This is a genomic window from Novipirellula sp. (genome assembly GCF_041583735.1).
GTDB lineage: Bacteria > Planctomycetota > Planctomycetia > Pirellulales > Pirellulaceae > Novipirellula.
This window is the reverse complement of the sequence record NZ_JBFHFD010000085.1, coordinates 1-19,118: the sequence shown is the minus strand read 5'-3', so window position 1 is coordinate 19,118 and position 19,118 is coordinate 1. Positions and strand designations below refer to the sequence as shown.

General features: G+C 54.7%; 16 protein-coding genes. 7 read left to right on the top strand and 9 right to left on the bottom strand.

The features are described from left to right. The 5 genes from ABX962_RS09085 to ABX962_RS09065 form a co-directional block, all read left to right on the top strand. Positions 1 to 2,032: sulfatase-like hydrolase/transferase (locus ABX962_RS09085; RefSeq protein ID WP_372718653.1), on the top strand; the 2,032-nt coding region annotated here is incomplete at its 5' end. A gap of 130 nt (positions 2,033 to 2,162) precedes the next feature. Then, a complete protein-coding gene (locus ABX962_RS09080; RefSeq protein ID WP_372718651.1) occupies positions 2,163 to 3,410 on the top strand; it encodes a glycoside hydrolase family 71/99-like protein in 1,248 nt (415 codons plus the stop codon). 404 nt (positions 3,411 to 3,814) lie between these two features. Next, positions 3,815 to 4,165, top strand: a complete 351-nt coding sequence (gene arsC, locus ABX962_RS09075; protein ID WP_372718649.1) for an arsenate reductase (glutaredoxin) — start codon at positions 3,815 to 3,817, stop codon at positions 4,163 to 4,165. 69 nt (positions 4,166 to 4,234) lie between these two features. Then, the gene (locus ABX962_RS09070; RefSeq protein ID WP_372718648.1) at positions 4,235 to 5,344 is read left to right on the top strand and encodes a squalene--hopene cyclase; all 1,110 of its coding nucleotides are present in this window, start codon (positions 4,235 to 4,237) and stop codon (positions 5,342 to 5,344) included. Positions 5,345 to 5,522: 178 nt separating this feature from the next. Next, the gene (locus ABX962_RS09065; protein ID WP_345684589.1) at positions 5,523 to 5,828 is read left to right on the top strand and encodes a hypothetical protein; all 306 of its coding nucleotides are present in this window, start codon (positions 5,523 to 5,525) and stop codon (positions 5,826 to 5,828) included. Positions 5,829 to 5,987: 159 nt separating this feature from the next. Here ABX962_RS09065 and ABX962_RS09060 read toward each other — a convergent pair whose 3' ends face one another. The 4 genes from ABX962_RS09060 to ABX962_RS09045 form a co-directional block, all read right to left on the bottom strand. Continuing rightward, entirely contained in the window at positions 5,988 to 6,440 is a 453-nt protein-coding gene (locus ABX962_RS09060; protein WP_345684590.1) for a ferritin-like domain-containing protein, read from the bottom strand. 399 nt (positions 6,441 to 6,839) lie between these two features. Further along, positions 6,840 to 8,567, bottom strand: a complete 1,728-nt coding sequence (locus ABX962_RS09055; protein ID WP_372718646.1) for a TolC family protein — start codon at positions 8,565 to 8,567, stop codon at positions 6,840 to 6,842. A 161-nt stretch (positions 8,568 to 8,728) separates the two neighbouring features. Next, a complete protein-coding gene (locus tag ABX962_RS09050; RefSeq protein WP_372718644.1) occupies positions 8,729 to 10,078 on the bottom strand; it encodes an HlyD family secretion protein in 1,350 nt (449 codons plus the stop codon). 50 nt (positions 10,079 to 10,128) lie between these two features. Then, positions 10,129 to 12,279 (bottom strand): ATP-binding cassette domain-containing protein, encoded by a 2,151-nt coding sequence (locus ABX962_RS09045; RefSeq protein WP_372718642.1) that lies wholly within the window; start codon positions 12,277 to 12,279, stop codon positions 10,129 to 10,131. A gap of 336 nt (positions 12,280 to 12,615) precedes the next feature. Between ABX962_RS09045 and ABX962_RS09040 the strand changes: the two genes are divergently transcribed. Continuing rightward, positions 12,616 to 12,936: a helix-turn-helix transcriptional regulator gene (locus ABX962_RS09040; RefSeq protein WP_372718640.1), complete on the top strand. Its 321-nt coding sequence runs from the start codon at positions 12,616 to 12,618 to the stop codon at positions 12,934 to 12,936. A gap of 155 nt (positions 12,937 to 13,091) precedes the next feature. Here ABX962_RS09040 and ABX962_RS09035 read toward each other — a convergent pair whose 3' ends face one another. The 5 genes from ABX962_RS09035 to ABX962_RS09015 all read right to left on the bottom strand — a co-directional run bounded on the left by ABX962_RS09035 (position 13,092) and on the right by ABX962_RS09015 (position 16,744). Then, positions 13,092 to 13,499 carry a DoxX family protein gene (locus ABX962_RS09035; protein ID WP_372718639.1) on the bottom strand — a complete coding sequence of 136 codons (408 nt, stop codon included), beginning with the start codon at positions 13,497 to 13,499 and terminating at the stop codon, positions 13,092 to 13,094. Positions 13,500 to 13,581: 82 nt separating this feature from the next. After that, the gene (locus ABX962_RS09030; protein WP_372718637.1) at positions 13,582 to 14,208 is read right to left on the bottom strand and encodes an FMN-dependent NADH-azoreductase; all 627 of its coding nucleotides are present in this window, start codon (positions 14,206 to 14,208) and stop codon (positions 13,582 to 13,584) included. 103 nt (positions 14,209 to 14,311) lie between these two features. Continuing rightward, on the bottom strand, positions 14,312 to 15,112 hold the full coding sequence (locus tag ABX962_RS09025) for a pirin family protein (protein ID WP_372718635.1): 801 nt from the start codon (positions 15,110 to 15,112) through the stop codon (positions 14,312 to 14,314). Between the two features lie 106 nt (positions 15,113 to 15,218). Further along, the gene (locus ABX962_RS09020; protein ID WP_372718634.1) at positions 15,219 to 15,692 is read right to left on the bottom strand and encodes a MarR family winged helix-turn-helix transcriptional regulator; all 474 of its coding nucleotides are present in this window, start codon (positions 15,690 to 15,692) and stop codon (positions 15,219 to 15,221) included. Positions 15,693 to 15,904: 212 nt separating this feature from the next. Beyond that, positions 15,905 to 16,744, bottom strand: a complete 840-nt coding sequence (locus tag ABX962_RS09015) for a hypothetical protein (protein WP_372718632.1) — start codon at positions 16,742 to 16,744, stop codon at positions 15,905 to 15,907. Positions 16,745 to 17,405: 661 nt separating this feature from the next. On the opposite strand from ABX962_RS09015, the gene ABX962_RS09010 reads away from it, so the two are divergent. After that, a partial coding sequence (locus ABX962_RS09010; protein ID WP_372718630.1) for a polymorphic toxin-type HINT domain-containing protein occupies positions 17,406 to 19,118 on the top strand: 1,713 nt, incomplete at its 3' end.

The following is a 19,118-nucleotide window of genomic DNA, read 5'->3' as shown; positions in this document are numbered from 1 at the left end:
GATCACCTGGGTGCGCCGAACCGAACTGGGCGACGATCCCGCAGGTGATCCAGCGCCGCGAATCACCGGATCGCTCAATACACTCGATTTCGTGCGAGCGATGGTTGCCGCTGGCGCCGATGTCAATTTGCAGCTGAAAAACGGAACACCCCGAGGCGCCCGGCTGAATCCTAAAGGGGCGACGCCGTTTTTTCTGGCGTCGCGGGGCGCCGATCTTCCCTTGATGGAACTGCTGCTTGAACTCGGTGCTGACCCCTCCATCATGAACGCCGATGGGACGACCGCATTGATGGCCGCCGCAGGAGTGGGCGTGATCGCGGTGGGGGAAGAACCGGGGACCCCCGAAGAAGTCAACTTGGCGATCCGCAAGTTGGCGGAGTTGGGGCTCGATCCCAACGTCGTCGATCGCAAAGGCGAAACCGCGATGCATGGTGCAGCGCTGAGGACGTTTCCCAGCACTGTCGCGGTGTTGGCGGAAGTCGGAGCCGATCCGGCGATTTGGAATAAGGAAAACAAACGTGGCTGGACGCCTCATGAAATCGCCGCCGGCCAACGACCGGGCAGCGTCAAACCGTCGCCGCCGACGATTGCGGCACTCGATGCGGCTTTGAAAGTCCAACGCGTCTCGAAACCAAATATCATCGTGATTCTTGTCGATGACATGGGCTACGGTGACCCAGGCTGCTTCAATTCAAACTCGAAAATCCCAACGCCCAACATCGATCGGATCGCTCGTGACGGCATGCGTTTTACCGACGCTCATGCACCGGGACCGCTGTGTCACATGTCCCGTTACGGTTTGATGACGGGGCAATACCCGTTTCGTATTGATGTGAGCGTATGGCCCCGCAAACCCTTGATCCAACAGGATCAAGTGACGATCGCTTCACTGGCTCAATCCGCTGGCTATCGCACCGCGATGGTGGGCAAATGGCATTTGGGGTTCAACGAAGAAGGGTATGACAAACCGCTGCGAGGCGGTCCTGTGGACCGTGGGTTTGACGAATTTTTTGGAATTCGTGCGTCAACCGATATTCCGCCCTACTTTTACATCCGTAACGACCGAGCGGTCGAGCCTCCGACGCAGCATATCGATGCCAATCACAGCGATGGTTGGTCTCCGATTCAAGGGGCGTTCTGGCGAGCCGGTGGAATTGCTGCCGATTTGCAATTGCACGATGTGTTAGAGCGGTTTACGGACGAGGCGAGGCAAGTGATTGCGGATCATGCCGCTGATAAAACCGCCGCAAATGCGAGTGCGAAACGACCCTTGATGCTGTACTTGGCCTACCCGGCGCCGCACACACCGTGGCTTCCGTCAAAAGAGTTCGCCGGCAAGAGTGACGCTGGGATGTATGGTGACTTTTTGATGATGGTGGATGCACAGATCGGCCGAGTCTTGGCAACGCTTCACGATTCGGGCATGGATGACGATACGCTGCTAGTTTTTACATCTGACAACGGGCCAACCTGGTATGACGCAGACGTCGATCGATTCGGACACGATTCCGCGGGCGGATTTCGCGGGATGAAATCGGATGCGTGGGAAGCGGGACATCGGATGCCGCTGATTGTCCGCTGGCCCGCCCGCGTCAAAGCCGGCAGCACAAGTGAGCAGCTTGTTTGCTTTACTGACTTTTTAGCAACCTTTGCCGACGTGCTAAACGTAACGCTTCCCGCAGCGGCGGGAAGCGACAGCATCAGCTTTTTGCGAGCGTTGACGGGCGAAAAACGTAACGCGACCCAAGCGCGGACTCAATTGGTGATGCAGGCCGGCAGCGCCGCGTCGATGATGACGATTCGCGAAGGTGACTGGAAACTGATCACCGGTTTGGGATCGGGAGGTTTTTCGAAACCGACGCTAGTCCAACCGAAACAGGACGGTGTGACAGGCCAGCTGTATAACCTTCGCCGCGATCCGGCGGAACAGCTCAACGTGTATGCCCAGCACCCTGAAATCGTCGACCGGCTGCGAGCGAGTTTGGAACAGTGCGTCCGCAGCGGACACAATCGCTCGAAACGCGAACGATGATATCGAACCGCTTCGCTAAGCTTGATTTCGTCCGTGTTGTGCTGACGCCAGAGCTTGATGAGAATTGTCCTCTCATCTATCACCTTGTCCACCCTATTGAATCCTTGCCGTTGACGCATGTTTGTCTAGCATGAGAAAAATCACTGCAACGCTGTTATTGATATGCCTTCCCGCCATCGTCCTCGCCGATGCTCCCCCGGAACACACCGTCGATCGCTCGACTCTGAGGGGCAAAGTGATGTGCGGCTATCAGGGCTGGTTCAATTGCGAAGGCGACGGTGCGAACCTTGGATGGACCCATTGGGCGAGAAATCGCCAACAGTTGCCGGCTGCTGGAAATGTCACCGTCGACCTATGGCCGGATATGACCGAGTACGATGCGGACGAGCGATATGCGACCGGGTTTCGTCACGCCGACGGCAGTACGGCCGAGGTCTTTAGTAGCACGAATCGGCAGACGGTGCTGCGGCACTTTGATTGGATGCAGCAGTACGGCATCGATGGTGTTTTTTTGCAACGGTTCGCTTCCGGACTAAAAAACCGATCACAACGAGCGCACATGGACCGCGTTTTGGAGCATGTTCGCGAAGGAGCCCAACGCTCGGGCCGTGCCTTCGCAGTAATGTACGATCTATCTGGACTCCGCGCGGACGATACCAAGGTGGTGCAACAAGATTGGCGCGAGATTCAGTCGAACCAACATATCACCGATGATGAAGCTTATCTCCAACACGAAGGCAAGCCAGTCGTCTCGATCTGGGGAATTGGATTCAATGACAATCGGCAATACAGTTTGGAAGACTGCCATCAATTGATTCGTTGGTTCAAGAGCCAAGGATGCACGGTCATGATTGGGGTGCCGTCATTCTGGCGAACGCTTGAAAGAGACGCGGTTGACGACGCACGCTTGCTCGAAATTATCCAGCTCGCCGATATTGTTAGCCCTTGGAGTGTCGGACGCTACCGATCGCCATCGGAAGCAAAGCGGCACGCAGAAAACGTCTGGACAAAAGACATGGCGTGGTGTCAACAACACAACCAAGATTTCTTGCCAGTCGTGTTTCCTGGTTTCAGTTGGCATAACCTCAAGGGCGATCCTTTGGCATCGATCCCGCGACGAAAAGGCGAATTCCTTTGGAGCCAAATTGTGGCGGCTAAGCAAATGGGGTGCGAGATGATTTACGTGGCCATGTTTGACGAAGTCGATGAAGGAACCGCGATCTTCAAATGTACCGATCAGCCGCCGGTCGGCGACGACGTTCAGTTCCTCAGTTACGAGGGTTTACCGAGCGACTACTATTTGCGACTGGTGGGCGAGGCGGGCAAGTTGCTTCGAAACGAGATCCCCATCTCCGCACCGCGGCTTAGACCAAATTAGTCGCTATTGTCGCCTTTCGCACCGCGAGAGTAGCGAGTGGATTTCCGCCGCAGAGACGTGCTGAGTTGCAGAGGTTCCGTTTTCGGCACTGCACCATCTGTACCATTCATCCGAGCAAAATGGTTGGTCAATGCCGAGCCGTTCCCACCATCCAGTTCCCACCATCCACTCGTGCCCTGCAAACGATTCGTGTTACGAGTACAATCAGGCACCTCACTTAGGACGTTCGGAACAAAAAATGGCGGGCGGTAGTGGACGAGCCTACGAGTCCTGCAGCTTCACTGAGCCAAAAAGAACTCGTTGCCTCGTCCACTACGGAAGCCGCCGTCCGTTATTCTTCCGGCGGTCCTTCGCCGCTTTACAACAGACGAAGCGTTTACAAACCTCAATCTTTCAATCCATCCATGACCACGATCTATCACAACCCTCGGTGTACCAAATCTCGTCAAGCGGTCGAGTTGCTTGAATCGCGTGGGGTCAAATTTGACGTCGTCAAATATTTGGATGATCCTCCGAGTGAGAAAGAGCTTGGTCAAATCGTCAAGATGCTTGGGATCAAACCAGAACAACTCGTTCGCAAGAAAGAAAAGCTTTTTGGCGAACTGCAGCTCGCCGGGAAAACGTTGTCCGACACAGAGTGGCTCGCCACTTTGGCGGAACACCCGAAACTGATCGAACGGCCAATCGTCGTGCATGGTAAAAAAGCGGCCATCGGTCGTCCCACCGAGAAAATCGCCGAGCTGCTTGACGAGTGAGTGGTCCACTCGCCGGGTGAGAAAACGTTACACTGGATGACTCCCACCCTCACAAAGGAAACTGCCGCGATGAGACTGATCCTATCGAAGCGAGTCGCTGCATTGCTGATGATTGGCACGTTGTGGATTAGCAATTCCGTTAGTGCGGAGCCACCAATCACCTTGGAGGACGTTGACGAAGGCTTGCCCGTGATCTCGGCGAACGAACCAATCTCGAAAGAGTATTCGCCGATAAGAGCGGCGCAGTACTTGGATCGTTCCGCACTGAATTGGCAGAAGACGAAAAAGTGTGCCACCTGCCATACCAATCTGTTCTACTTAGCTGCACGCCCCGCACTGAAGTCGGTGTTGCCGGACTCGGGCGAAGTCCGCCGTTTTTACGAAGACTATCGCCGGGTGCGTTGGCAGCAGCGGATGCCTTCGGAGGGTCAAGGCTTCTGGACGATCGTTGTTGCGACGGGGCTGACTTGGAATGACTTGCAAACCACCGGTAAACTGAGCGATGTCGCGCGAGAAACGCTCGACATGATGTGGACGACGCAGCGAAGTGATGGCGGATGGAATTGGCCCGACTGTGATTACGCGCCGCTAGAGATTGACGATCACTACGGCGTCACCCTCGCTGCGTTGGCTGTTGGCATTGCCCCGGATGGCTACTCCGATACTCCGCAATCGCGGGCAGGGCTAGAAAAGCTTCGCAAGTATTTGGATGACAATCCGCCAAAATCGCTGCATCACCGCGCGATGCTTGCGTGGGGTTCGGTCCGAGTCGACGGCATCGCCAGCGAATCGGATCGAGACGAAACACTCGCAGAACTTCTCGCCCTGCAACTTGATGATGGCGGTTGGTCAACCGCGGGACTTCTCACTGACTGGAAAGACCTGGTCCGGTCCGACGACCGACCGCTGCAGACCGAGACCAGCGACGGTTATGGAACGGGACTCGTGATCGTCATCGCACGCGAACTCGGACTATCGGCGGACGACGAGCGGCTGCAACGCGGTATCGCGTGGCTGAAAGCGAATCAGCGAGAAAACGGCATGTGGTTTACTCGATCTCCGGTCAATGAGTGCGGCAATCTCATCTCCAATGCGGGCAGCGCCTTTGCGATCCTCGCCCTGCAGGCCTGCGGCGAATTGCCGGGCGGAACGCTATCTACGAAGCCGAGCTCACCTTAGGCGAGGGGGAATGCATCGTCCTCGGCTGAGCGTCATTTACTGTCAATTGGGGGGGGCAAAAAGTGTCCTCTATTGCAAGTGATTCTCAATAACGCATTGACGGGGGGGCGATTTGATGCAGAATAGTGGAGCACTGGGCCATCGACCAATTCCGGCCGTTCCACCACTTGAGAGCCAAATGCCCCTTACCGAACAAATTCTCGGCGTCGTCAATTCTTCCGACGGACATCGTGTGTTGTTGGTGCTTCGTGAGCGACACGCCAAGCCATTTGAGCTGAGGACAGAAACGTTTTCGTCCAATGTGGGCTGGTTCACTCAACAATCGCTGGAACTGACGCGATCGGAGTTCAGCGGGCTGAAGAACGTTTTGGGGCTGCCGTTGGCTCGCGTTTGCAGCCAAACGCTGCAAGACATCCAGCCGACCGACCGCGAAGAAAGCGGTCAGTCGATTCTATCCTTCGCCGCGGCAACGAAAACGGCGTAACCTTTTTGCCATCATTTGGTTAGCGGCACGGCGCGAGCCGTCCGGTTGCAGCGAGAAAAACGTTCGATTTCGATCGGGCGGCTCGCGCCGCACCGCTACAAAATCCACGCACTTCGTTCCGAAGTCGATAGTGAAAGGCCTGAGCGTTACGCGATCCGGTTAACCGGACTTGCGAGCCGACAATTGGGCGTCGGCGGCAGCGCTTTCGCGGAGCAGTTTCGAGTATTCGTCCACCCCTTCTTGCTCTTGCAGTAGGATGTCCTCGAGGAAGACGACGAGCGACCGGGTTCCTTCGGCCAATTCCAATGCCTTTTCGTACATTTCAACGGCCTTGGACTCGAACGCCAATGCATTTTCGAGCATTTCGCGTAGGTCGCGTGTTTGTTTGATCTCGTTTCGCTGAGCGACCGGGACGCCACCCAGTGCGACGATCTTGTTTCCGATCAACTTGGCGTGATTGAACGACTCTTCAGCATCCTCTTCAAACTTGGACGAATAGACCTCACGCCATGGGCCTTCGATGATGAACGAGGCTTGCGAGTACTGGGCGACTCCCGTCCATTCGTGCTTGAGAATTTCGTTGAGCTGGGTGATTACGGCGTCGTTGGACATGATCGTGTTTCCTAGTGAAGAGTGTCGTTGAATCAACGGGAGACGTGCAAAACGTGTTCCGTGTTAATTGTAAGGGGGCGAGAAGCGTGCTGGCTGCAAAAAGCGCCAAGGCCGAGGCTTCTATTTGGACTCTATCGGCGTCATCCGCGAGTGACAAGCGTCAATCCGCTTGTTGCGAATTGAATCACAAAGATGCTTTTAAATCGCAATCGACCCGTTATTGAGAGTCGTTATCAATCGGTCGCAAACAACCCACAAACGTCGCTAGCGGCGACTTTTCAAGTGGCTGGGACCTATCAAGCGTCTGGGAAATGACGCCGCCGGAGAAAGGCCACGATCCATCTGGTTTCGGTCAATTCGGATCACAATCCTGGCTCGCTTTTTGGGGAGGGCACGTCGCTACTGATTCGTTGCGTCGGCTGGGGGCGAACCCGAGTGCCGTTGCCAGTCGCGTTCCATCACGTCGGGTTGAGGAAGTTCGGGCTCGGGAAGGTGTCCAGGGCCGGGCATGTCGCTTTCGGGAAGCGATGAAACCACCATCGCTTGGTCTAGCGGATCCAAGCCGAGTGCGATCTGCATCTGGGCCAGCGCAGCAAACCAATTCCGCTGAGCCTCGACCAGTTTGATCTCGGTCTCATTCGCTTTGCTCTCAAGCAGATTCAGATAGATCAGATCGATTTTCCCTTTCTCAAACGCGAATCGATAACGGTCGAGCGTTTCGAGTGCGGTGCGAAGCGAGACCTCGGTTTGTTCGACAATCTGCGACGAAAGTTGCAGTGCGTTATGCGCGATCTGCAACTCGTTGGCAATCTTGTCTTGAGTCAACCGTAGCTTCTCGTTGATCTGAACGATTTTGCCGTTAGTCTGCTGGATCTTGCCGCGTGCTTTGCGTCGTTGGATTGGCACCTCGCTGGTAAAGCCAATGACCAATTCAAATTCGCCCTTGTCATCGGACTTGGTGGCAGGTTCCCCCATGTCTTGCGACGCCTCGCTGATGAAATCAAATCTCGGTAGCAATTCGTTGTGCGCCAAGCGACGATCAAGTTGGACGCTTCGCATTTCGAACTGCAGCAGCTGCGGTTCGGGACGCCGGCTCAGTGCCGCGGCCAAATCGGCTTGAAAGTCGCTCGCGGGTGGCGGCTGAATGATCGGGAATTTTTGGGGCAACCAAGCGTCGCTGGGGACCATCGGTTGACCGGCGGCATCACGAAGATAGAGTGCAAGTTTGAATGAGGTTGCACGGAACTTCTGTTCGGTCTCTAAAACTTTTGCTTTTCGTTCGGCAATCAGTTGTTGATTCAAAATCAAGTCGATTTCGGCGAACTTGCCTGCTTTTACCCCCACGTCGAATTGCTCGCCGCGGCGTTCAGCAAGCGAAAGCAGCTCGCGTTGTGCTTGTAGGATGCTGCCCATCGCAACCCAGTCCCAATAGACCGCAGCGGCATCCCGCGATATATCCAGGATCGTTTGCTGGATGATCGGACCTGCGGCTTGTTGCGCAAGCGTGGCTTGGAACACGGCTACACGCTCGGGGTCAATCGCACGCCCTTGCAGCAGAGGTTGCACATACGCCAGCTTGAACTCGCCCGCGTCGTCGGTTTGGCGCTCCTTGTACCAAGGTTGATAAAAACCGCGGCCGATGCGATAGCCCGCCGAAACGTACCCTCCCCACCATGTTTGCCGAGCAAGGCCAAGGCCGTTGCGATAGTTTTCGTAGAACCCGGTTGGCTCCGAAATCGACTCGGCACGAAACTTGGTGTCGTACTCGCCGTAGGCAGACATGAGCTGGCCGCTGGCAATCGTTGGCTCTTGTCGCGCTCGCTGGATATCAGGATACGATCGGTACAAACTGGCGAAGACATCCGCCAACGTTAAGGTCGGGTCGCCGGTTGTCGCCAGGCCCTGTCTCGCCGCGTCGAGTGAACTAGCCGCCTGATTCGATCCAGCCGCGTCCAGCGAAATTTCGGGGGATGCGGAAGCCGTGTTGCTCTGGCGTTGTCCATCGGCAAGCGATTCGTCGTTCGATGCGTCGATTTGCTCGATGTCGTCTTCCACCAACATCAAAAACTGAGCGAACGAGTGCTCGGGGGCAAGCTGGACAACCTGGGCGCTGACGCTAGTAGCCAAGGCGAAATGGAGCAGCAGTATGCTAGCTAAAACCGATGTTGTGCCGCTGCGAGTGAGGGATCCAGCACACGATGCACCATGGCGCGATACACCAAGACGTACTGTACCAGCTTTCTTGCAAGCATTTCGCAATCGGCGGGCCACCGAGACAGCGGCAAAGGTCAAAGTTTGGGTAGTTTCACTTTCTGCGCCTTGTCCTTTGGCGCGTTCGGTTCGTTGGTCGCGACGACCGGGGGAAATCCGTTGAGTTGACGCCATATTTCGTAGCCGAGTGGAACTTGTTTCAGCAGCACCCATCCATTGGTGCGTACTCCTTGACGTAAGTATCGGTCATCCGGCCAACCATCCTCCCGCGGAAAGTGATTGTCAGGCGTCACAACCACGCGAAAATTTCCAAATCCGTCATCGGTGGGGAAAACCCGGTTGATTTTGCCACCAAACGTGCCGACGGCGACCGAAGGCCAGCCAACAAACTGTACCGCGGGCCAGCCCTCGAATTGCAATCGCACCCGATCACCGACTTTCAACAGCGGCATGTCGTTGCCGCTGACTTTCATCTCGACCGCCAAATTATCGGTCTCCGGAACGATCACAAACAATTGGTCGCCTTCCTTGATCGTGTCGCTGCCGGTCACGCCGTACCACTGCTGGATATAGCCACTGCGGGGGGCCGTCACCTCTAACCGATCCAGCTCGCCTCGTTTGTTTCTCAGCTCGAGGATTTCTTTTTCGATCACATTGATCTTCTGCATCTGCTCGAGCACTTTCTGGCTGGCGTCTCGATTCTTGATATCGATCTCTTGCAGTTTGGCTTCGATTTCTTCTTCTTTGGAAAGCAGGACTGCCGATTGTTCATGAACGGCGTTCTCGGCTTTATTCAGTTTGGCAAGTTGCGACTCAACCGCTTGGCGTTTGGAGAACAATTCTTCTTTCGAAACCAAACCACGGGTCGCAACCTCTTCGGCGATCCTCAATTGGTTGCGTTTGTCCGACAGTTCGGCTTGGAGCGAAGTGACTTCGTCTTTGGCTTGCTCCCATTTTTGTTTCGCTGCGAGGTAATCTTGCTTCAGCGATTGAGCCAAGTTCTTGCCGCTACTTTCCTGCAGTGCTGCGGCCTGCTGGGCGACCTCGAGACCTGAGGTTGCAGATGCCTTTTTGGACTCGGCAGCAAAGATTTGCGATTCCAGCTGGGAAACTCCTTCGGCCGCAAAGGGAGTGAGCCGCAGCAGCAATTCGCCCTTTTGCACGTAGCTTCCTTCACGCAGCCCCTCTTTGACGTAACTGACCACCCCTTTGGACGGGCTCATCACCGGCTGTGGTCGTTCTTGCGGATCCAGCGCGACGACGGTTCCGATGCCACGCGCGGTCTGTCGCCATGGCACAAACAACAAGGCGACCACGGCGATGACGAGTGCAACAAAGGTGACGCGACCGCACCGCCGGATGAAGTTCCCGGTTCGCACCATTTGCATGGTCGAGAAGTCTTCTTGATTTGAAAATTCGCTTAACATGATTGCATCAGCGGTAAGGGCGGTAAAACGTCAATCTGGATTGGCACGGGTTACGCCGCTTTGCGAACGGCAATTTCGATTTCACACAACTCCGCAACGTCCTGGCGATTGGTCGTAACAACAAGGGTCCACGGAGCGTTGTCTGCGGCAAGCGTCTGCCAAATGGTTTGACGATCTTCGCTTGACAAGTCGTCTAGCAACCCATCGACAATCAACAATTTGGGCTGCATCAATATCGCTCGCGCCAACACCAATTGTCGCGATTCGATATCGCTTAGCGGATAGCCGTGGGTTTGCAGTCGCGACTGCAATCCATTGGGCATCTGCAGTACAAGGTCCAACAACCCGACGCTCTTGAGTGCGTCGCGGAGCCGGTGCGCGGTCATGCCGCTGCGAGCCAAGTCCAGATTCTCACGTAGCGTTCCATGAAACAAGTCATTCGCGCCGGCGTAGGCTAAGAACCGACCTTCGCCGGTGGCGGCTGCATGAACGGGGTCGTGACCGGCGACTTGAGCGGTGCCTTCGATTGGGGTTGTGATTCCGGCCAGCGCCCGCGCCAACAACGATCGACCATTGGTATCGTCACCGACAATCGCCACTCGGCTGCCGGCATCGATCGTGGCCGCGGGCACCTTCGATTTGGATAATCCTCCATCCAGGACAAGATCGCTCCACTGAATCTCTGCAGGCCCACTGGGCAATACCGCCGGCTCTTGCCGGACATCCACTGGTAAATCGATCAAGTGGCCTACCTTATCAATACCCGCCATCAAGTCGTAGAACTTTTCGATCGACTTACCGGCTTTAGCAAAAGCCCCAACGACCACCGTCACCACCAATTCACTTGCCACCAATTGGCCAAGTGTTAGTTGTCCGTCAATCACCAACCATCCGCCCAACGCAAGCAGAACGGTCGACGCAATGGCGTGCAGTGAGATGGCAAAAACGACTTGCCGAATCACCACGCGAAATTGAAGCTGCCGCGCGGCGACGTACTGAGCCGTCAATTGGTTCGCGCGTTGCACGGCCAACGTTTCGCCTCCGCCCAACTTAAATACCGATGGCGAAGCGATCACATCTTGCAACCAATGAGCCACCCGGTATTTCGTTTTCGATTCGTCAATCGACGTTTCAATCCCACCGCGGCCGAGTATCCATGTGATCGAAATCATCGAGATCACCAGCACGATGTCAAAACCAAGCAAGAACGGATGGTAAAACGCCAGCAAGAACAACCCGAGCACCGTCGTCAACACAATCGTCACGCCGTCCATCAGCAGCACCGCGGTTGCTTTTTGGATCGTCATGATGTCGAAGACGCGATTAGCAAGCTCGCGAGGAAACTCGCCGACTAACGACGTCTGGTTGACTCGCGGAAACCGGTGCGCCAAGTCGCTGACAATGCGAACGAACTGACGCCGTTGGATCAATTCCACCGCGATGGCTTGCAAGACCTTCAGCACCCCGGCGATGCCGAGACACGTCAACAACATCACCCCCAACACAATCAGCGGCTGCAAGTAGGTGCCCCAGCTGACGACATTGACCAACGATTCCACGGCCAACGGCGTCGCTAACGCGAGAACCCCTGCTATGAATGCGAACAATCCAACGGTGAAGATGTCGCGGCGATCGAGGTACAACAAACCAAGAAAGCGGCGGAGCGGCGTGGGATGGTGATCGTGGGGATGCAAATCCGACGTGAATGAATCGCGTGCGGTACGAGCCGCCGAGATCGATACGCATGGCAACTCTTTTCGACACGCAAAACAACGCGGCGGAGTATCCGATTGAAGCCATTTGCGAAGCTGCGACTTGCTGTAGCCCCGCGACCGAGTCGAAACAGGCGTCGCGGGAAGATCGCTAACTTCACATCCTTGAATGGTGCTTCCAGAAACCGTTTCGAGCACATCAAATCGACCATCGCTGTGCACGATCAGGATTGGAAAGTGTTCCTGGACAAAGCCGAACAGCTCCTGAGGCGTTGAAAATTTTGTCTCACTCAAGATCAGCTCAGCATGCTTCGCGCTTGCCAACAGACGGGCTAACGGATCGCCAGGCTGGGTGTCCGCATGGTCGCCGCTGGCCTGCACGTCGGACCGCTGGATCGGCACGCCAATCGCCAACCCGATGTGCGTCAGAACTCGGAACAAAGTCTCTTCGCTGAGCGCAAGCGTTTGCGGCGTAACAGAATTTTGCAAAACGAGGCTCGAGTCGGGTTCGTGCATAAACGTGATGGGGTCGAAAGAGTCAACCGCGGTAACGAGGCCAAGCTTCACAGAGCCGTAGTAAATTGACGTTATTTGTGGGCCATTCAGGTCACACGAAGTTTATTACGCGACAAATTTGTCGTCAATTGATATTCGCCTTTTGCTTGCAAGATCTTCACGCGGAAATCGGGGGAAAACACGGGGGGGATCGCGAAACGGCGGGATAACTAGCGAAAACGTTTTCGTGAATTTACTTTCGTCTATCTGGCGATATACTGGTCGGCATCCCCATCTCGTGACTTATCGCTCCGGCAACGACTTTTCGAAATGAGCAAGACGGCCAAACCATCACGCCCGTTATCAGCAAGCGGTGAAACCAGTCGCTGGAACTTTTTGACCAATCACGCCCACGTGCTGATCGTGCTGTACAGTCACCCCGATATGGTGTTACGCGAGGTCGCCTTGCGAGTCGGTATCACCGAGCGAGGAGTCCAGCGGATCATCCAAGATCTCGAAGACGAGGGGTTCCTTCGCCGAGAGAAGGTGGGCCGCAAGAATCACTATCAAGTGTTGACCGACGAGTCGCTCCGTCATCCGCTAGAAGCCCATCGCACGATCGGCGATCTGCTAAAGCTGATCAGTGGTTAACGCCCGCCGTCGTTTACTTTGGGTTAACGCTCGCGGCACCGCTCGGCGATAAACTCCACTCGCAACGGCGTGGGGTTTAACCCAAACGCCGTTGCGAGTGCGATGTCGCCGACCCATGTCATTTCGCGATGACTTCACTTTGCTTCTTTATGGTGCTACTTCGCTGTGCTACCACCCCAAAATTTATGGTCGAGCGACCATTCGCCTGGGCCGGTGATGAACAATGCAGCGTAGGTGGTTAGATAGATGGCGGCCAATTCTTTGACTTTCCATGGATCGTCACCATGCACCACGAACAGCGCGATCACCATCGTGAAGGCCAACGGCAACAATGCCAAACGTGTGCCCAAGCCCAAGATCAACAGCAGCGAGCAGCCGACCTCGGCACCAATCGCCATGATCAAACTGAGCTGGCTGCCCATTCCGATCGGATCGGGAAAGGCGTCGGACATCGCGCTGAATCCCATCACTTTCTGGATCCCATGCACGAGCATGAATAGGCCGAACGCGACACGCAGGACAAGTAATCCGACGGAAATTTGTTTTGGGGACGCAAGAAACATTCGAAAGATCCTAAGTGAGTGAAGGGACCAGGGAAAAGTGTCTGCGCTGATCGTCGTTCAGCGCTAGTTGTGGAACAGCGAGTCAGAAAGTAGAAGCAATTTCCGTGGCCACCTGGACCGCAGCGGTTTCGGTTGCGGCAACATCGTCAGGCCCCGCGAGAGTGGGCTCGACCACCACCGATTGGATATGCGTAAATCCGACAAATCCCAGTATCAACTCTAGGTACGTCTTCTGAAAATCCATCCCCTGGGTTTGCTCGCTGCCATAAGCGCCGCCACGAGCGTAGACAACCGCAACAGGTTTGCCAGTGACCAATCCGCTATAGCCGGTCTCGGGCGAAAAACTAAACGTCTGGCCTGGCTGAGCGATCACATCGATATAGTGTTTCAACTTGTAGGGGATTCCAAAATTCCACATCGGAAGACTGATTAAATACTTGTCGGCCGATTTGAACTCGTCAATCACGTCGACGACGCTTTGCCATGCTTTGGCCTGACTCGCATCATGCCCTTGGCCATGTAGTACTTGGTATTTCGCGTCGATTGTGTCACCGTCGAATTCGGGAAGCTTCTTTTTCCAGAGGTCGATCGTCAGGATTTCATCATCGGGGTTGGCCGATTTGTAGGCGTCAAGAAAAGCATTGGCAACTCGAATCGATTTCGAGCGTGCTTTGCGGGGAGACGATTCGATGTAAAGCAGTTTGGACATGGTTTGCTCTGCAGGGGTGGAAAGTGTGAACGTTGGTTTTTCGAAGTCGACTAAGTTGCCAGCGAGTTAGGTTCGCTGGCGAAGTGGTGGTACGGTCGTGATCTCAACTCAAATCAAACAGAAGCACGTCACTCGATTGGTTCGCCGTGACGTGAAGCGATGTCGCTCGGCTCGATGCCACCGCGTCACCGGATTGAAGTGTGGTCCCATTGACGGTCACCTCGCCTGTGGCGACTTGTAGCCAAGCATGTCGATTTCGCTCAAGCGTGTAGTCGAGACTTTCGTTCGCCTGCAATTTGCTGGCGAAGATTTTGGCGTCTTGGTAAATCCCCACTGCCGCGTGCGAACCATCGGGCCCGGCGATCAAGTTCCACTGGTTCGTTTTCTGGTCGTCGGTGACCTTATTATCGCTGTACCGCGGCTGCACGCCTCGCATCGCAGGCTGGATCCAGATTTGCAGGAAGTGATTCGCCTCGGTTGAAGACGGGTTGTACTCGCTGTGCGTGATCCCCGTTCCGGCGGACATCATCTGAATGTCGTCCGGTGTGATGATGGCTCCTTTGCCCGTACTGTCTTTGTGCTGCAGCGATCCGCTGAGCACGTAAGAGATAATCTCCATGTCGTGGTGCGGGTGCGTTGGGAACCCTCGCCCCGCCGCGATTTTGTCGTCGTTGATGACCCGCAGACTGCGAAATCCCATGTGTCGTTGATCGTAGTAGCCACCGAACGAGAACGAGTGGAAACTTTTTAGCCAACCCAGATCGGTGTGCCCTCGCTCGGCCGCTTGGCGAACCAACCAATCGGTGCTCAGCGGTTCATCCCCGAGCGTGACAGCAGGTTTGGCAGCAATTTGGATCAATCCGGCTGCCGTCATTGATAGCATGTTTCTTCGGGACGCGTTCATCGCTTTTTCCATGGTGAAAAAGAGGGCAATTGGCTCTGTCTGAAAGGGAGTACCGCCATAAGTCAAAAGCCTTACATGTAAACTATGTGTTTGTGATAAAATTTTTTTAGTCTTGGATTCCGTTGCGAGCATCAGCGAGAGTTGCAATCAACGATTTCAGATCACGTTGGGAAACATGCCCCAGCAGCGTTTGATGCAAACGATCGATTGGGGCGTCGATTTTTCGCAACAGAGCTCTCCCAGCATCCGTCAGATGAACCAAAAAGACCCGGCGATCTTCGCTGGATTGCGTTTTGCTAATCAAACCTCGCGCCACTAATTGATCGACCACTCGGGTAATCGCGGGAGCGACCTGAATCATTCGGTCGGCAACTTCCAAGCACGGCATCGGTTTCCCTTCGCCTCGCATGATTCGCATCGCATTGTATTGCGAGGGGGTTAATTGGTAGTTGCGAAGTAGCCGGGCAGCACGATTTTCCAGTAAGTCGCTGGTCCGCATAATGCTTAGCATCGCTTCCTGCTCGACCGACTTGAACGGGTGCTTCTTCTTAAGTTCATCGCTCAGATTTCGGAAGGCCATGTCGCTACCTTAGGAACAAACAGGAATATTGCTTTCACTTTACATGTAATGTATTTGAGGGGCAAGCGAACGGAGTGACTTTGGTTGTTTTTTTGGGGGGCTTGCTCGCCGGCCAAGCTAGCTGGGACGCCGTAGTAGCGACGTTGATACTGAGCGGGCGGCACGCGCTGCGAGCAATGATTTATGAGAGCCGCCGCTTGGTCGTGCTGCGATCAACGACGGTGGAAATTCCATTGCAGCGGAGCGTTGCTGCTGATTTGAGCTGCGATGGATTCCGCGAAAGTTTTTTGTTCGTCGCTGGCGAGCAAGGCAGATTTGTCGGCATAGAGTGCGGCAAAGTTCGGTTCATCCGAAACGCTCGAGGCCATTGCCATTAGTAATTGAGCAAACCAATCCGATTTGTCGCTGAATTCGCTGACTAGCATCGCTTGTTCTTTGGCTTTGGCGGCGAGGCGTGGAATTTTCTGAGCGCGTAAGGAATAGATCACGGCCAATAAACGTCGAGCGTCCAATTCCAGCTCGGGCGTGTTCAGTAGACCCGCTAAATCGTTCTCCGCGTTGCTGAGGTCTTCGTCGGCCGCAAGTTGTCGTGCTCTCAGAAAGCGGATGTAAGGGTTTGCTCGTTCCGATTTGTAGGCCGTTAACATGTCCATCTTTGCTTTTCGAGTTTCGCCCAACGATGTATAGACGGTACTGCGGGCGGCGATTGCAGTGAAATGCAACGGCGTGTTTGCTTGAATGACAAGGTTTAGCTTTTTCAATGCCTCGTCATGATATCCGACTCGCTCTTGCAGCAGTGCCTCGGCGATGATGGCCGGATAGTCATCGATTGCATCGGTTTGGAACGTGGAGAGCAGGGACTCGCATTCGCTGCGAGTCCAGATGCGACTGGGGTCGGTGAAACGCCAATAGCGTTCAAAAAACATGGGCCCCTGTTGTTGCCAGTGGATGACGTCTTGTTGCCACTTTGCACCGTCCTGGAAAGCCTTCAGTCGACGCTGAATGACGAGCCGAGACGCGGCATCGAGTTGAGAGAGAGCTGCAACAGACATGACTTGGTCGTTCAGTGTGAATTGGAGATTCATTAGCATTAGCTGTTCACGGTTTCCAATTGTCACAGCGCCGAAGTTAGGTGCGAGTGGGTTTTGCTCCTCCTGGAGGTTCGTAATCGCATTTTGCAGTTCTTCCAGTCTTCTGTTCTCTTCATGCTGTAATAGGATCAAACTAATTTGCTTCTTTAATGCCTCCTCACGAACTGATTGCATATCACGTTCAGTTTCTTTCAGGGTGGATTGAATGCGTTTTAGCTCCTGAAAAAGCAATGGTTTATGTTGCTGGTATTGTTCAAATTCGCGGTGGATCGTCTTCACTGCTGCGAGTTTGGCATTTTCCTCCACGGGCGGCTCAGCGTGGCTAGTTTTGGGGGAAGCAACGGCACACATGACCAGCAAGACAATTAATTCGATTCGGAAGCAAACGGAAAATCGATTGCCGCCTCGGGTGCAGTCCCTTATGATTGGGTAAAGGTCGATTTTTGCCATCAATTGGCTCCCCATGTCACTTTTGTCGGAATAGAGGCATCTCGCTATGGTTACGGTAACGATACGTTGCGCCAGCGTCAAACAATTTGCGTTGCGTTTTGGATTGCTAGTTTGCGGCGTTTTTCTCTTCAATCCTGCTCGGGCAGCCGAACTCGAATCTTCGAGTGATCCGGTGAAGGCGGCATTGGAAGCCGAGGCGAGGGGAGAATTGACGGATCGGTCGACCCTCGTTGAGTCGTCGAATAAGCCTGATTCAGCCCGCTGGCATGCGGGGCAGGTCTTTGTCGATGGGCAGTGGGTGGGGCTTGATCAACTGAGTGCCGAGCGGTTGACACCTCGTTTAAAGCAATACGTGGAGCAGCGCGGTGAAGGGGAGCTTGATATCGAGGCACATCGCCGCTTGGCGCGTTGGGCGGAAGCAAACCAGTTGGACCCTCAGACGCGGGCGCATTGGCAAGGCGTGGTCGCACTGAATCCTGACGATCGAGTTGCGAGAGCGAAGCTGGGGCTGGAACTCGTCAATGGACAATGGTTGTCAAAAGACGAGATTCGTGAAGCAAAACGGCAATCGAAGGAATTGGCAAAGCAAGCCAAGGTCTGGCTGCCCAAAGTGAAACAGTGGGCAGCTTCGATTGCGGGTTCCGATGCAAAAGGCAAGCTGAAGACACTTGAAGCGTTGCGGCAACTCGAAGATCCCTCGGCAGTCTATGCATTAAAGCTCGCCGCGCTTCAGCTTCCCGACGACTTGGCAATTCCGTTTGTCGAAGCGATCAAAAATGGACGCAGCCGGGAAGCATGTAACGCTTTGACGGAAATCGCAGTCAAGGATCCAGCGTCAAAAAGCGGCCAGGCAGCGATTGCCGGACTCAAGGAATATCGGATGGCGTTTTATGTTCCGAGCTTGCTTGAGTCGCTCTCGGGTGAACTTTTGCTGCGGCATCAGGTCTTCACACGACCCAATGGCGAGAAAGTGCTTCGGATTGTGAAATCTCGTGAGCTACAGGATGTCGAGCAAGTTTCCATTGTTGATAATGTGGTTCAAGCGAATACGCGAATGCTCATCACCGACCAACGCTCTCAAGCCAACGCGTCGCGAACCAACGCTTGGATCTCGATTGTTGATCTGAATGTCGGGAAAAACGAGGTCGCCAGCCAAGTTTTGCAACGAGATATCCAGCGTCAATCCGAGCAGATGCGTAGTGAAACGGATGAAAAGAATCGAGCAAGAGTGCGTGATGAAACGCGAATTTACGATGTGCTTGAAGCTGTTTCGGGTGAGAACGTTGAACGAAACGCTGTCGCATGGTGGGATTGGTGGGATGGCTACAACGAAGCGATGGATTACGGCGCGGAGAACAAGCGGTATGAAGTCAGGTACGACCAGGATCGTAGGAATACAGTTTACTCGTTGCAGTTCTCGCGGATGGTGGCGTTTCGAACTTGCGAATGCCTAATCGCGGGCACTCAGGTGCAAACCGAGTGCGGGCCAAAGTCCGTGGAGTCGATTCGCACGGGGGATTTGGTGTTGTCGCAAGATGTGGAAACCGGGGAGTTGGCATTGAAACCAGTGCTGCAGACGACGAAGCGGCCTCCGGCCAAAACCATACGTTTTGCAACCGCGGGCGGTGAGATCCAAGCGACACTTGGCCACTATTGGTGGGTTGCCGGTCAAGGGTGGCTGCGAACCAAAGAACTCGAAGCGGGCATGATGTTGCATCATGCCACGGGCGCTAGCAAGATCGAATCGATTGAACCGGTTGCCGAACCGGTCGAAACGTTCAACTTGATCGTGGCGGACAATCACACCTACTTTGTTGGCCCCGAACGTCTGCTTTCCAATGATGCAACGGATCTCAGGCCTACGCTACAAGTGGTTCCTGGATTG